Source organism: Agromyces sp. Y782, from assembly GCF_059445405.1.
Genome location: NZ_JCAIUG010000002.1, coordinates 182,386 through 195,113, shown reverse-complemented (window position 1 = coordinate 195,113; position 12,728 = coordinate 182,386). Strand labels below are relative to the sequence as shown.

Here is a 12,728-nt window from a genome sequence, read left to right as displayed (position 1 = left end):
CGGCGCCGCAGGAGTGGTGTTCGAGTCGAATTGACTGTAAGCTCGCCCTCAATGGAGTTCGAGTCATCCTGACCCGAAGACTGGAAGTACGTATGCCGCAGGCTCCCGAAATGACACGGGAGGCGCCGACGCGCCTCGCCGTCTCGACGGTGATCTTCGCGTTGCGCCCGGATCACGCCGGTCGGCCGGTGCTCTGGACCCCGCTCGTGCGCCGCACGCGGGAGCCGCAACTCGGGCTCTGGGCCTTGCCCGGCGGGTGGCTGCCCCCGAACGAAGAGCTCGAGGCCGCCGCCGCGCGCACCCTCCGGCTCACGACAGGCCTCGCCCCCAAATACCTCGAGCAGCTCTACACCTTCGGCGAGGTGGATCGCTCCCCCGGTATCCGGGTCGTCTCCGTCGTCTACTGGGCGCTCGTGCAGAGCGACGAAGCCGCGCGCGCGACTGCCGGCCCGAACGTGCGGTGGGTGCCGGCCGACACTCCGCCGAGACTCGCCTTCGACCACAACCGCATCGTCGAGTACGCACTCTGGCGCCTGCGAACGAAGGTCGAGTACGCCGAGATCGCTCACGCCTTCCTCGGCGAGACCTTCACCCTCGCCGAACTGCGCGAGGTGTACGAGGCCGTGCTGCAGCGCCAGCTCGATCCGGCGAACTTCCGGCGCACGATGATCGCGTCGGGTCGGTTGCGCGAGACCGGCGACCGCCTGGCCGGTGCCCCGCACCGCCCCCCGAAGCTCTACCGCTACGATCCGTCCGCCCTCACGGCCGGGGCCGCCGAACCGTTCACGCGAACCGAACCATTCATGAGGGAGCGACCCGCATCATGACCATCTCCATCGACGACGCCCGCACCGGCGGCGGCACCCGCACCGCGGCATCCGTCGACCGCACCATCCGGTCGATCAGCGCCGGCTCGACCGCCGGCGAGACCTGCGCCCCCGAGCTCGCGAAGGGCCCGTGGGAGTTCGACCAGGGAGCGGCAGGTTACGGCCCCGGCTCATCGATGGGCGACGTCATCCCGACCGGGTCGCCGCGCCAGGGCGCGCTGCCCGAGGCGTACCGCACCGCGTCGAACGATGAGCTGCACGCGCGCATCCGCGCCGCGAAGGCGACCCTCGGCGAGCGCGTCGTCGTGCTCGGTCACTTCTACCAGCGCGACGAGGTCATCGAGCACGCCGATTTCGTGGGCGACTCGTTCCAGCTCGCAAACGCGGCGCTCGACCGGCCCGACGCCGAGGCCATCATCTTCTGCGGCGTGCACTTCATGGCCGAGACCGCCGATCTGCTGTCGACGCCCGAGCAGGCCGTGATCCTGCCGAACCTCGCTGCCGGCTGCTCGATGGCCGACATGGCCGACGAGAGCTCGGTCGAGGAGTGCTGGGAGCAGCTCGCCGAGGTCTACGGCGACCTCGACGCGGTCGGTGCCGACGGGCGTGTGCCGGTCATCCCCGTGACCTACATGAACTCGAGCGCCGCACTCAAGGGCTTCGTGGGTCGCCACGGCGGCATCGTCTGCACCTCGTCGAACGCGCGCACCGTGCTGGAGTGGGCGTTCGAACGCGGGCAGCGGGTGCTCTTCTTCCCCGATCAGCACCTCGGCCGCAACACGGCGAAGGCGATGGGCGTGCCTCTCGAGCAGATGCCGATGTGGAACCCGCGCAAGTCGCTCGGCGGCAACACCGCTGCCGAACTCGACGATGCACGGGTGCTGCTCTGGCACGGCTTCTGCTCGGTGCACAAGCGGTTCACCGTCGAGCAGATCGCCGCGGCACGCCTCTCGCACCCGGGCGTGCAGGTCATCGTGCACCCCGAGTGCCCGATGCCCGTCGTCGATGCAGCGGATGCCGCGGGCTCGACCGACTTCATCGTGAAGGCGATCCAGGCAGCGCCGGCGGGCTCGACGTTCGCGATCGGCACCGAGATCAACCTCGTGCAACGACTCGCGGCCGAATACCCGCAGCACACGATCTTCTGCCTCGACCCGGTGGTGTGCCCGTGCTCGACGATGTACCGCATCCACCCCGGCTACCTCGCGTGGGTGCTCGAAGAGCTCGTCGAAGGCCGCATCGTCAACCGCATCACTGTGGCCGAGGCCGTCGCCGACCCGGCGCGCCTCGCGCTCGAGCGCATGCTCGCGGCGAAGCCCACCACCGCTCGTCGAGGAGCGACGAAGGAGCGTATCGAGACCCCCACCGGCAGTCCTGACACGCTCGCCGGCACCCACCCCTCGACCAGCGAGAACGTGGCCTGACATGGCGCACGTTCTCGTGATCGGCGGCGGCATCGCGGGTCTCTGGACCGCCGTCAGAGCCGCCGACGCCGGGCACGACGTCGAGCTCGTCACGAAAGTGGAGCTCGCCGAGGGCAACACCCGCTATGCGCAGGGCGGCATCGCTGCGGCACTCTTCCCCGACGACTCGGCTGAGCGTCACTACGCCGACACGATCGAAGCCGGCGCCGGCCTCGCCGATCCGGCCGCGGTGCGCGTACTGGTCGACGAGGGACCCGAGCGGGTACGCGACCTGATCCGATTCGGGGTGGCCTTCGACCGCGACGAATCCGGCCTCGAGCGCGGCCTCGAGGCCGCGCACTCCCGGGCTCGCATCCTGCACGCGGGCGGCGACGCCACCGGCGCGGCGATCGAGCGGGCGCTCGTCGACACCGTGCGGCGGCGCGCCGTGCTGGTCGATGAGCAGACGATGCTCGTCGACCTCGTCGTCGAAGGCGGCCGCGCCGTCGGCGCACAGCTGCTCGAGGCATCCGGAGCCGTCGTCGTGCGCCGCGCCGACGCGATCGTGCTGGCCACCGGCGGCATCGGATGCCTCTACCGGCATACGACGAACCCCGCCGTGGCGACCGGCGACGGCGTCGCCGCCGCGTGGCGTGCCGGCGCGGTCGTCGCCGACCTCGAGTTCACCCAGTTCCATCCCACCGCCCTCGCGGCGCCCGGTACGCCGCTCATCTCCGAAGCCGTGCGCGGCGAGGGGGCGGTGCTGCGCGACGCGCAGGGGCGCCGATTCATGTTCGATGTCGACCCGCGCGGTGAGCTGGCTCCCCGCGACATCGTGGCCCGCGCGGTGTGGCGGCGCTCGCTCGAACAGGGCGGCGCCCCTGTGCTGCTCGACGCGACGACGCTCGGCGGCCAGACACTCGCACGTCGCTTCCCCGGGCTCGACGCGGTCGTGCGCGCCGCAGGCTTCGACTGGTCCCGCGAGCCGGTGCCCGTGACGCCGGCCGCGCACTATGCGATGGGCGGCATCGTGACAGATCTCGACGGCCGTACGAGCCTGCCGGGCCTCTTCGCGGTCGGCGAGGTGGCCCGCACGGGCGTGCACGGTGCGAACCGGCTCGCCTCGAACTCGCTGCTCGAGGCGGCGGTGTTCGCCGACCGCGCTGCGCGAGCGATCGGCAACGAGTCCGCCAGCGCGTTCGCGCACGAGTCCGCGCACGCGGGGTCTCGCGTGCACAACTCCGGAGATGCGGCGCGACTCGCCTCACCCCGAACACCGACACACCGTGCAAGGTTCGAGTTCTCCGGAGTTGTGCGCGACGACCACTCGGACACCGGGGTCTCGGCGGCACGCGCAACCGTCGATCGCGAGCAACTGCAGGTGCTCATGTGGCAGCACGTCGGGCTGGAGCGCGACGAGGCGGGGCTCGGCGAGGCATCCGCTCGGCTCGATGCGTGGCGCGCGCCCGAACCGCGCGACCGCTGCAGCGCCGAGGATCGCAACCTGCTCGACCTCGCGCGGCTGACCGCCCACGCCGCTCGAGCACGGCGCGTGAGCAGCGGCGCCCACTTCCGCACCGACGACACCGGAGCGCCCGGCGCCGCCCGCGAGCACCCTATCCCGACAACACTCGACCGAGAGGCAGCCTGATGACCGACGCCCGAGAGATCGACCGCATCGTCGGCACTGCGCTCGACGAGGATGCCCCGTGGGGCGATCTCACCTCCGAGATGCTCATCCCGGCGGAGGCGACCGCAACCGCCGTGCTGATGGCCCGCGAGCGCGGTGTGCTCAGCGGCATCAGCGTCTTCGCCGCAGCCTTCCGCCTCGTCGACCCGGCCGTCGCCGTCGAGGCCTTCGCGGCCGATGGCGAGCCCTTCGAGGCGGGCGCGGTACTCGCCAGCGTCACCGGGCCGGCACGCGGCATCCTGCGCGCCGAACGCATCGGGCTGAACTTCGTGCAGCGGATGTCGGGCGTCGCGACCCAGACGGCACGCTACGTCGCCGAAGCCGCCGGCACGCGGGCTCGCATCGTCGACACCCGCAAGACCACCCCGGGGCTGCGCAGCCTCGAACGGCAGGCCGTGCGCGACGGCGGGGGGCGGAACCACCGCCGCTCCCTCTCCGACGCGGTCATGGCGAAGGACAACCACCTCGCGGTGCTCACGGCGGGCGGCCACGACCTCGCGACCGCACTGCGGGCCGCGCGCGGGCGGATGCCGCACACCGCGCACCTCGAGGTCGAGGTCGACCGGCTCGATCAGGTCGAAGCCGTGCTCGCCGGCGGCGCAGACACCGTCATGCTCGACAACTTCACGCCCGACGAGTTGCGGGCGGGCGTCGCGCTCGTCGCCGGACGGGCGATCGTCGAGGCATCCGGCGGGGTGACCCTCGAGACGGTGCGCGAGATCGCCGCGACCGGCGTCGATGTCATCTCGGTCGGTGCGCTCACCCACTCGGTGCGCTCCCTCGATCTCGGCCTCGACGTAGTGGTCGAGACGTGATCTTCCTCGACCATGCTGCGACCACGCCGGTGCGCCGAGAGGCGCTCGAGGCTATGTGGCCGTTTCTCTCGGGCTCATTCGGCAACCCGTCGAGCCGGCACGGCCTCGGTGACGATGCTGCCCGGGCGCTCGCCGGTGCGCGCGCCGAGGTCGCCGCGGTCATCGGCTGCCGGCCGGGAGACGTCGTGTTCACGAGCGGCGGCACCGAGGCCGACAACCTCGCCGTGAAGGGGCTCGCGCTGGCGAACCCGCGAGGCAGGCACATCGTCGTCTCGCCGATCGAGCACGAGGCGGTGCTCGAGTCGGCCGCCGCCCTCGCCCGGTTGCACGGCTTCGACGTGTCGGAGGTCGCCGTCGATGCCGGGGGCGTGGTCGAGCCCGAGGCGCTCGCCCGGGTCCTCCGCCCCGACACGACGCTCGTCTCCGTGCAGCTGGCCAACAACGAGATCGGCACGGTGCAGCCGATCAACCGGCTCGCCGAACCGGCGCACGCGGCAGGCGCACTGATGCACACCGACGCGGTGCAGGCGGCCGGCTGGCTCCCGCTCGACATCGATGATCTCGGCGTCGATGCCCTCTCGCTCGCCGGCCACAAGATCGGTGCCCCGAAAGGCACGGGCGCACTCATCGTGCGCGGCCGGCTCCCGCTCGAGGCGGTGCTGCACGGTGGCGGGCAGGAACGCGGGCGACGCTCGGGCACCGAGAACGTCGCCGGCGCGGTCGCCTTTGCGACTGCACTACGACTCGCTGAGGCCGAGCGAGCGGATGCCGCGGCGCGCGTCGGCCGTCTCGGCGCGCTGCTCGCAACCAGTGTCGCTGCGACGGTGCCCGGCACGCGCCTCACCGGAGACCCCGAGCGCCGGCTCCCGGGCACGGTGTCCTTCGTCTTCCCCGGCACGAGCGGCGAGGCGGTGCTGCTCGAGCTCGAACGCGAGGGCGTGATCTGCTCGAGCGGCTCCGCGTGCGCGGCCGGCAGCGACGAACCCTCGCACGTGCTCACGGCGATCGGGGTGCCGGCCGAACTCGCGCAGACGGCGGTGCGGTTCACGCTCGGCGCCGAGACGACGACCGAGGATGTGACGGATGCTGCGGCATCCGTCACCCGCGCCGTGTCGGCGGTGCGCGCTATCGTGGAGTCATGAGCAATTCGATTCCGACTTCTGCAGGCGACGACGAACTCGCTCGCCGGGTTGCCGATGCCGATCTCGGCGCCGATGTCGATGCAGAGCTCGCGCCCGAAGAGCAGCTGCTGAAGGGCTGGCTCCCAGAGCCGACCCCGACTGACGGTCCAGCCCCGGCCCCGTAAACCGCCCCGCGACGACGATTCCCCAGCCGAACCGCTTCATCGGCTGAGCGCAGTTCCATACGTTCCGATCGATGTCGGAATCGGGGAATACTGTGTGACCCTGCGCGGGTTGTCTCACCTATTCGACGCTCTCCCTGGCGCAGCTCTGCGCCAAATCGATTGGACGCATTTTCCTTGACCGAACGCGCCGTTCCCGAACTCCGTGACCCCGGCGTCGCCCCAGCAGGCGACACCCCGATGCATGAACACTCCGATGTCGAGGCGCTGCATGGCGCTCGCAACAACCGGGTGATCTGGCTGCTGCTCGCCGCTTCCTTCGTCGTCATCCTCAACGAGACGATCATGGGCGTGGCGATCCCGCACCTCACCACCGACCTCGAGATCTCCATCGCCGCCGCGCAGTGGCTCACGACCGCATTCATGCTGACGATGGCCATCGTGATTCCGATCACGGGCTTCCTGCTGCAGCGGTTCGCGACCCGGCCGATCTTCATCGCAGCCATGAGTTTGTTCTCCGCAGGCACGCTCATCGCCGCCCTCGCACCGGGCTTCGAGGTGCTGCTCCTCGCCCGCGTCGTGCAGGCGAGCGGCACGGCCATCATGATGCCGCTGCTCATGACGACCCTCATGACCCTCGTGGCACCGGGCGACCGTGGCAGGTTCATGGGCCGGGTGTCGATCGTGATGTCGGTCGCCCCCGCGATCGGCCCGACCATCTCGGGCCTCATCCTGAACTACCTCTCGTGGCGGTTCATGTTCTGGCTCGTGCTGCCGATCGCACTCGTCATGCTGTTCATCGGCATCCGCCGAGTCGAGAACGTCAGCGAACCGCGCGTCGTCCCGATCGACGTCTTCTCGGTCGTGCTCTCGGCGTTCGGCTTCGGCGGCCTCGTCTACGGTCTCAGCCTGATCGGCGGCGAGACCGGCGGCAGCGTACTCGGAGCCGCGCCGATGTGGATCGCGCTCAGCGTGGGCGCCGTCGGCATCGCCGGATTCATCTGGCGTCAGATCGCCCTGCAGTCCGACGATCGGGCGCTGCTCGACCTGCGTACGTTCCGATCGGGCAACTTCGCGATCTCCGTGGGCCTCATGACGATCATGATGGCGGCACTGTTCGGCACGATCATCCTGCTGCCGATCTACCTCCAGAACGTGCTGCACCTCGAGCCGATCACGACCGGGCTTCTGCTGCTGCCGGGCGGACTCACCATGGGTCTGCTCGGACCGATCGTCGGGCGCCTCTTCGACCGGCTCGGGCCGACCCCGCTGCTCGTGCCCGGCTCGATCGTGGTCAGCGGCGTGCTCTGGTCGCTCACCCTCGTGACCGACCAGACGTCACCGTGGCTGCTGCTGATCGCGCACGTGGTGCTCTCGGCCGGCCTCGCGTTCATGTTCACGCCGCTCTTCACCTCGGCCCTCGGCTCCGTCGAACCGCGCCTCTACTCGCACGGCTCGGCGATCGTCGGCACTATGCAGCAGGTGGCCGGCGCCGCCGGCACGGCCCTCTTCATCACGATCATGGCGGCGCAGACCCTGACCAGCGCCTCGACCGGGGCGACGGCCGAGGCCGCCGCGGCATCGGGCGTTCGGTCCGCGTTCCTCGTCGGTGCGATCCTCTCGCTCGCGGCGATCGTCGGCGCGTTCTTCGTGCGCAAGCCCGCAGACATGATGGAAGGTTCGCCCGTCGTCGCACACTGAGCGACGACGCAACTCCGAAGTACAACGTCCGAAGGGGCCCGGCAGTTCACATCCGCCGGGCCCCTTCGTCGTACACTGCCTCGTGCTCTGGCGGCTCAGCCGCAGTTCGGTCGGCAGCTGCGCTGCGAGAGCGCGTCGACGAGCACGATGCCGAGGTCTTCGGGCTTCGACGCCGAGTACGCGGCCCCCTTCGTCGCCTGCGCGATGCGCTGCATCGCCCCGAGGTCGGTGTCGGGGCCGAAGCCGATCATGATGACCGGAACGGGCTTCTTCGGGTCGTCGATCTTCGCGAGTTCGGCGAGCAGGGTGTCGATGTCGATGCCGTTCTCGTCTTCGTTCTTGCCATCGGTGAAGAGCAGCACCGAGTTGACCTTCTCGGGGTCGTACGTCTCGCGAACCCGCTGCACCGCCGCGAGGGTCGTGTCGTAGAGGCCCGTGGCCCCGCCGAGCCGAGCCGGCAGGGATTGGATGACACCGGCGATCTGCTGCATGTGCGCGGCATCACCGAGCGGGGCGATCGGTGAGAGGTCTTCGTAGTCGAGGTCGCCGTTGCGCGCCGTCGAGAAGACCCACACGCCGAGCTCGACTTCGCCCGAGAACTTCTGCATCGCGCCGACGGCGGCCTGCTGGAAGATGTCGATGCGGCGAAGCCCGTTCTCGGCGGGCTCCTCCATCGATCCCGATACGTCGATGACCGCGAGCATGCGCGAGCGGAGCGTCAGCACGCTCCAGGCGCGAAGGATCTCGAGCTGCGCGGCGCCGTCGAGCGCGGCTGCCACCGGGGGCGCGTCCACACCGATGCCGGCGATATCGAGTTCACCGGATCCGTCGGGCGCACGGAAGCCCGCTGCGGCGAGTGTCGTTGCACCGTCGCGTACCGCTGCCTCGAACGCGTCGATCAGCTCGGCGCGCGAGACCGTGTCGGCGTCGGCCGAGTCCTCATCGGTCGAGTCTTCGTCGGCCGAGTCCTCGTCGGCGTCTGCCGATTCGTCGGAGGTCGCCGCATCCGCTGCCCCGAGTCGCACGAAGGGGTAGTCGAGGGCGACCGTGCCGTCGGTGGGATAGGCGGCGACGAGCCCCTCTGCGGGGTCGTCGAGGTTGTATGCGGCGACCTGTGCCTCGCTCGCGATGACGACGGCGGGTTGCCCGGTCGCACTCAACGCGCCGAACGCCGCACTGGTCGACGCCGGGATCGACTTGCCGAGTTCGATCATGGCCCCGGCGAACTGGCGCGGGTCGTCTGGTGAAGAATGGCCGCGCAGGGCGAGAAGGCCGGCAAGGCTCGCGGCGGATGCCTCGGGGTCGGGCAGGATCGTCGGCAAGGTGCCGCCGAGCACTCGTGCCCAGCTCACCGGCTCGGCCCCGAGTTCGGTGGCCTTCGCTGCGGCGCCGGCGAACACGACCGGCGAGGACGCCACCGATTCGCGGACGTCCACTTCGGGCGTGCTCTGCCCGAGCGAGGTCGCGGTCGCGTTCATGCGATCGAGCCACACGGCCGACTCGGGCACCCAGGCGTCGGCATCCGAACTGCCGGTCGCGACGATCGCGGCGGTGTCGGCCGAATCTTGAGCGACGATCTCGGTGGTCGCGCACCGTTCTGAGTTCTCGTCGAACGCCGCAGCGAGATCGGTGAGTGCGGGCGCGATCGACGTGTCGGCGACGACGACGATCTCTTCGGTCTCGGCGCAGCCGGCCTCGGCCGACGCGAAGATCGGGTTCAGGTAGCCGCCGACCCAGAGGAACACCCCTGACGCGATGACGCCGACCACGAGGACGGCGCCGACGATCGACAGAATGAGCTTGCGGTCCGGCATCTTCACCGGTGCCGCGACAGTATGACGCCCCACGGAGACTCCAAGCCGACGGGGCGGGGCCCGTCGAATCCTTTGTACGGGTTCCCCTCTCGGGGGAAGGATTTCGTTCAGTGTAAGCGACGAGTCCCAGTACGCGAACTTCGCTCGTCTTCTCACTGCCCGTCGTGACCCGACCGTGACTCGTCGCCGGCCCGCCATCGCCCCACCACCCCGTTCAGGCGCCGGGTCTAGGGTCGGGAACATGGATGCCGCAACGCCGCTGCTGATCCCCGCCGGGACCGTCTTCACGAGCGAAGACATCACCCACTTCGCGGGCAAGGGCGAAGGCGGTGTGAACCTCGATGAGGCGATCGCCCGCGCCGACGTGCTCGTGACTGCCCCGCACGCGGGAGCCGCGATCCCCGAGGAGCTCGCCGCGTTCCTCGAGCCCGGGTTCACCCGGCGCCTGCAGTTCGATTACACCGATTGCTCGACGAGCCCGATCGTGCGCCGGTGGGCCGAGATCGACCCGCGCATCGTGGTCGTCGAGAATCCGCATCCGCGCATGGTGCGCGACCCCAACCGCGAGAAGCCGGCCGACCTCGCCGCCACGCTCACGGAGGCCTTCGCCCGCGTGCGCGCCGCGGGCGCCTGGAACCGCGTCGACCTCACCGGAGTCGATGCGATTCGCCCGGTCACCTTCTCGTTCTTCCCGTTGCTGCGTGTGCCGCAGTCGGCGGCCGAACTGCACGAACTCGTCGACCAGTTCTCCGAGGTCGCCGAGCGCGGGCTCGGGGTGTACGAGCGCACACGCGACGAGCTGATCGAGCGGCTCCAACAGCAGGCATTCGCGCTCGCCGCGCCGGGCTCACCGACCGCATTCACGATGTTGGCCTTCCACGACACGATGAATCACACGACGACGCGCGACGGTGCGATCTCGGTTGAACGCGCACCCGAGGCGCGTCTGCCCGACGTCGTCGCCCTGTCGAACCGCGGCGATCACCGCGGCGACCCCATCGGCGACTCCCCCGTGACAATGCGGCCCGATCTCCTTCGCCGCCTCGCGGATACAGCTCGCCGCGCGTTCGACGTCGACGCGCCCGATGCGGTCGCCCTCAACCAGCCCTACCTCGGTAGCTACGAGATCATCGCCGCCGGGCGCCGTTTCGGCGACCTCGCCGGGCGGGCGGATGCCGCGGGCGTCGTGCTCTCGGCGGTGCAGGCCGAGTTCCGGCGCGAGTTCCTGCTCGGCGACGCGAACACCCGCATCCTCATGCGCCCCGGCACCGGTTGGATCGAGCCCGACGCCGATCGGGTCGACGCGATCGCCCGTGCGTGCATGGCGATGTTCGACGACGTGCGGCCAGGCCTCCTCGCACCTCACGACTGACGTCGCGCCGCGGCATCCGTCGCCTCATGATCGCGCCCCTTGGCACCGCGACTCCTCGGTGCGACCATGGGAGGAAGCCGACGGAAACGGGCCGACAGACCCGAACGACGGTGCAACGGACGCACGTCGTTCAACCGACGCACGTCGTTCAACCGAGGCACGTCGGTCAACGGATGCACGTCGGTCAACGGATGCACGTCATGGAGCAGTTCCGAAACCGGACGGACGCCGGTCGGCGTCTGGCCACAGCACTCGAGGGAGTCGACCTCGAGCGGCCGGTCGTGCTGGCACTGCCGCGCGGCGGCGTGCCGGTCGCGGCGCCGGTCGCACGAGCGCTGGGTGCACCCCTCGACGTGCTCGTGGTGCGCAAACTCGGAGTGCCGCGGCAGCCGGAGGTCGCTATGGGGGCGATCGGCGAGCAGGGTGCTCGCGTGTTGAACGACGACATCGTCGACGCCGTGCGCGTGTCACCGGGTGAATTGCGCGACATCGAACGGGTCGAGCGGCATGAACTCGAGGCGCGCGTCGCTCGCTTCCGGGGTGCCGAGCCGCCCGTCGCGCTCGAGGGGCGCACCGCGGTGATCGTCGACGACGGCGTCGCAACCGGAGCGACCGCACGCGTCGCGGCTGCGGTTGCGAAGGCCAGGGGCGCCGCTCGAGTGGTGCTCGCGGTGCCGGTCGGCGCGGCCGAAGCGCTCGCGACGATCGCCGAGACATCGGTCGACGAAGTGGTGTGCCTCTCGGTGCCGCCCGGGTTCATGGCGGTCGGCATGCACTATCTCGACTTCGCGCAGACCACCGATGACGAGGTCGCGGCGCTGCTGGCGGACGCGCGATCAGGCGGCTGAGTCGCGCTCGCCGATCACGATCGTCGCGTCGGCGTCATCGTCGTGCAGCACACGTGCCGAGAGGCCCGCGGCCTCGAAGAACCCCGCGGCGACCAGTGCCTGCCGAACGCTCGTCTCGATCAGTAGCGCACCGCCGGGGGCGAGCCATGATCGAGCGGATGCCACGACCCGACGATGCACATCGAGCCCGTCGCTGCCGCCGTCGAGTGCCATGCGCGCCTCGTGGTCGCGCGCCTCGGGCGGCATCATGGCGATCGCCTCGCTCGGCACGTAGGGGGCGTTGACGGCGAGCACGTCGATGCGCCCTCGCAGCTCGGCCGGAAGTGCGGCGAAGAGGTCGCCCTCGAAGACGAGACCGCCCAGCGGTTCGAGGTTCGTGCGCGCCGCCTGCACGGCGACCGGGTCGAGGTCGGCGGCGACGAGGTGCACGGGGCCCGCGGCGCCCGCGATGGCCGCACCGATCGCCCCGGCGCCGCAGCACAGGTCGACGACGACCGGCAGGTGTGCCGAACCGTCGTCATCGCGCGCGAGCGCGGCGTGCGCGGCGAGGCGGGCGGCCTCGGCCGCGAGGAACTCGGTGCGTCGGCGGGGCACGAAGACACCCGGCAGCACGCGGATGCGCAGGCCCGCGAACTCCGCCCACCCGAGCACCTGCTCGAGCGGCTCACCCGCGACGCGGCGTTCGACGAGCCGATCGAGTTCCACCAGATCCTGGGTCGCCTCCACGAGGAGTCTGGCCTCGTCTTCGGCGAAGACGCATCCTGCTGCGCGCAGGCGGGTGACGATCTCGGGTTCAGCAGGCATCCGTCGCAGCCTACTGCGGGCAACCGTCGGGCGTCGTCGTCGGGCGCGCTGTTCGGACGTGGTGCTACAGTGCTCTGCATGACCACGTCGAACCAGAACTGGTGGCTCGCCTCCTAGGCGGCCACGCGTTTCGACGTACTGACGACCGCCC

11 protein-coding genes are annotated in these 12,728 nt (G+C 70.5%); 9 read left to right on the top strand and 2 right to left on the bottom strand.

Features of this window, described 5'->3' with window-relative positions; all coding sequences use genetic code 11:
* Positions 1-110 precede the first annotated feature (110 nt).
* The 7 genes from AC1C2S_RS15170 to AC1C2S_RS15140 all read left to right on the top strand — a co-directional run bounded on the left by AC1C2S_RS15170 (position 111) and on the right by AC1C2S_RS15140 (position 7,739).
* Positions 111-827 carry an NUDIX hydrolase gene (locus tag AC1C2S_RS15170; RefSeq protein ID WP_495353444.1) on the top strand — a complete coding sequence of 239 codons (717 nt, stop codon included), beginning with the start codon at positions 111-113 and terminating at the stop codon, positions 825-827.
* Positions 824-2,251, top strand: a complete 1,428-nt coding sequence (gene nadA / locus AC1C2S_RS15165; RefSeq protein WP_495353443.1) for a quinolinate synthase NadA — start codon at positions 824-826, stop codon at positions 2,249-2,251. Before AC1C2S_RS15170 ends, nadA begins: the two co-directional genes overlap by 4 nt.
* A 1-nt stretch (position 2,252) precedes the next feature.
* Positions 2,253-3,881, top strand: coding sequence for an L-aspartate oxidase (nadB, locus tag AC1C2S_RS15160; RefSeq protein WP_495353442.1), 1,629 nt, complete (start codon positions 2,253-2,255; stop codon positions 3,879-3,881).
* Positions 3,881-4,735: a carboxylating nicotinate-nucleotide diphosphorylase gene (gene nadC, locus AC1C2S_RS15155; RefSeq protein ID WP_495353441.1), complete on the top strand. Its 855-nt coding sequence runs from the start codon at positions 3,881-3,883 to the stop codon at positions 4,733-4,735. The genes nadB and nadC overlap by 1 nt, the downstream gene beginning before the upstream one ends.
* Entirely contained in the window at positions 4,732-5,877 is a 1,146-nt protein-coding gene (locus AC1C2S_RS15150; protein ID WP_495353440.1) for a cysteine desulfurase family protein, read from the top strand. Before nadC ends, AC1C2S_RS15150 begins: the two co-directional genes overlap by 4 nt.
* Complete coding sequence (locus tag AC1C2S_RS15145) at positions 5,874-6,041, top strand: hypothetical protein (RefSeq protein ID WP_495353439.1); 168 nt, start codon at positions 5,874-5,876, stop codon at positions 6,039-6,041. The genes AC1C2S_RS15150 and AC1C2S_RS15145 overlap by 4 nt, the downstream gene beginning before the upstream one ends.
* Positions 6,042-6,278: 237 nt before the next feature.
* Positions 6,279-7,739: a DHA2 family efflux MFS transporter permease subunit gene (locus tag AC1C2S_RS15140; RefSeq protein ID WP_495354403.1), complete on the top strand. Its 1,461-nt coding sequence runs from the start codon at positions 6,279-6,281 to the stop codon at positions 7,737-7,739.
* Positions 7,740-7,834: 95 nt separating this feature from the next.
* Here AC1C2S_RS15140 and AC1C2S_RS15135 read toward each other — a convergent pair whose 3' ends face one another.
* Positions 7,835-9,586 (bottom strand): VWA domain-containing protein, encoded by a 1,752-nt coding sequence (locus AC1C2S_RS15135; protein ID WP_495353438.1) that lies wholly within the window; start codon positions 9,584-9,586, stop codon positions 7,835-7,837.
* 208 nt (positions 9,587-9,794) lie between these two features.
* Here AC1C2S_RS15135 and AC1C2S_RS15130 point away from each other — a divergent pair, with 208 nt between their 5' ends.
* Both AC1C2S_RS15130 and AC1C2S_RS15125 read left to right on the top strand, forming a co-directional pair.
* Positions 9,795-10,925: an N-formylglutamate amidohydrolase gene (locus AC1C2S_RS15130; RefSeq protein WP_495353437.1), complete on the top strand. Its 1,131-nt coding sequence runs from the start codon at positions 9,795-9,797 to the stop codon at positions 10,923-10,925.
* A gap of 200 nt (positions 10,926-11,125) precedes the next feature.
* Positions 11,126-11,773 carry a phosphoribosyltransferase gene (locus AC1C2S_RS15125; protein WP_495353436.1) on the top strand — a complete coding sequence of 216 codons (648 nt, stop codon included), beginning with the start codon at positions 11,126-11,128 and terminating at the stop codon, positions 11,771-11,773.
* Here the strand turns inward: AC1C2S_RS15125 and AC1C2S_RS15120 are convergent.
* A complete protein-coding gene (locus AC1C2S_RS15120) occupies positions 11,762-12,577 on the bottom strand; it encodes a putative protein N(5)-glutamine methyltransferase (RefSeq protein ID WP_495353435.1) in 816 nt (271 codons plus the stop codon). The genes AC1C2S_RS15125 and AC1C2S_RS15120 overlap by 12 nt on opposite strands.
* Positions 12,578-12,728 lie beyond the last annotated feature (151 nt).

Excerpts from the sequence above, each read along its gene's own strand:
- AC1C2S_RS15170 (WP_495353444.1), top strand. The coding sequence starts at position 111 with ATGACACGGGAGGCGCCGACGCGCCTCGCCGTCTCGACGGTGATCTTC.
- nadA (WP_495353443.1), top strand. The coding sequence starts at position 824 with ATGACCATCTCCATCGACGACGCCCGCACCGGCGGCGGCACCCGCACC.
- nadB (WP_495353442.1), top strand. The coding sequence starts at position 2,253 with ATGGCGCACGTTCTCGTGATCGGCGGCGGCATCGCGGGTCTCTGGACC.
- nadC (WP_495353441.1), top strand. The coding sequence starts at position 3,881 with ATGACCGACGCCCGAGAGATCGACCGCATCGTCGGCACTGCGCTCGAC.
- AC1C2S_RS15145 (WP_495353439.1), top strand. The coding sequence starts at position 5,874 with ATGAGCAATTCGATTCCGACTTCTGCAGGCGACGACGAACTCGCTCGC.
- AC1C2S_RS15140 (WP_495354403.1), top strand. The coding sequence starts at position 6,279 with ATGCATGAACACTCCGATGTCGAGGCGCTGCATGGCGCTCGCAACAAC.
- AC1C2S_RS15130 (WP_495353437.1), top strand. The coding sequence starts at position 9,795 with ATGGATGCCGCAACGCCGCTGCTGATCCCCGCCGGGACCGTCTTCACG.
- AC1C2S_RS15125 (WP_495353436.1), top strand. The coding sequence starts at position 11,126 with ATGGAGCAGTTCCGAAACCGGACGGACGCCGGTCGGCGTCTGGCCACA.
- AC1C2S_RS15120 (WP_495353435.1), bottom strand. The coding sequence starts at position 12,577 with ATGCCTGCTGAACCCGAGATCGTCACCCGCCTGCGCGCAGCAGGATGC.